The organism is Methylobacterium nigriterrae (genome assembly GCF_037106235.1).
Classification (GTDB): domain Bacteria; phylum Pseudomonadota; class Alphaproteobacteria; order Rhizobiales; family Beijerinckiaceae; genus Methylobacterium; species Methylobacterium nigriterrae.
Genome location: NZ_JBAWTG010000441.1, coordinates 1 through 824 on the forward strand (window position 1 = coordinate 1; position 824 = coordinate 824).

Genomic DNA, 824 nt, shown 5'->3' on the forward strand with positions numbered 1-824 from the left:
ACCGAGCTGCAGGCAACAGCCCAGCAGATGACGTCCACGGCCTCCGAGACCGCCAGTCAGTCCACCACCGTGGCGGCTGCCGCAGAAGAGGCGGCCTCCAACGTCAACACCGTCGCAGCTGCGGCCGAGGAGTTGGGCGCCTCCGTGCAGGAGATCGCCCGGCAGGTCGATGGCTCGACCAACCTCGCCCAGGTTGCCGTTGCCGAGGCAGCGCAGACGGCCACCCTGGTGCAGGAGCTGAGCAGCGCGGTGGCCAGGATCGGCGACGTCGTGACGATGATCACGACGATCGCCGGCCAGACGAACCTCTTGGCGCTCAACGCCACGATCGAGGCGGCGCGCGCCGGCGAGGCGGGTCGGGGCTTCGCGGTGGTGGCCGCCGAGGTCAAGGAGCTGGCCAACCAGACCGCTAAGGCCACGGAGGAGATCTCGAGTCAGATCGCCCGCATCCAGGGCTCGACCGGTCAGGCGGTCAGCGCGATCGGCTCGATCGCGGCGCGCATCCAGGAGATCAGCGGGGTGGCAACCACGATCGCAGCAGCGGTGGAGGAGCAGGGCGCCGCCACGCAGGAGATCGTGCGCAACGTCAGCCAAGCCGCTCAAGGCACGGGCGAGGTGACGAGCAACATCTCGGGCGTGGCGCAGGCGGCCGAGGAGACGGGCGCGGCGGCGAGCCAGGTGCTCGGTGCGGCCTCCGAGCTGTCGCGGCAGTCCGAGCATCTCTCGGCCGAGGTGAGCCGCTTCTTGGCAACCGTGCGTGCCGCATAAGCAGCCTGCAAGCCACTCTCACCCTCATCGTCGTTGAGCTACAACCCCGCCCTCAT

1 protein-coding gene is annotated in these 824 nt (G+C 69.5%); it reads left to right on the top strand.

The window, feature by feature from the left end:
• A partial coding sequence (locus WDW90_RS37640; protein WP_336492810.1) for a methyl-accepting chemotaxis protein occupies window positions 1–768 on the top strand: 768 nt, incomplete at its 5' end.
• Between the last annotated feature and the right edge of the window lie 56 nt (window positions 769–824).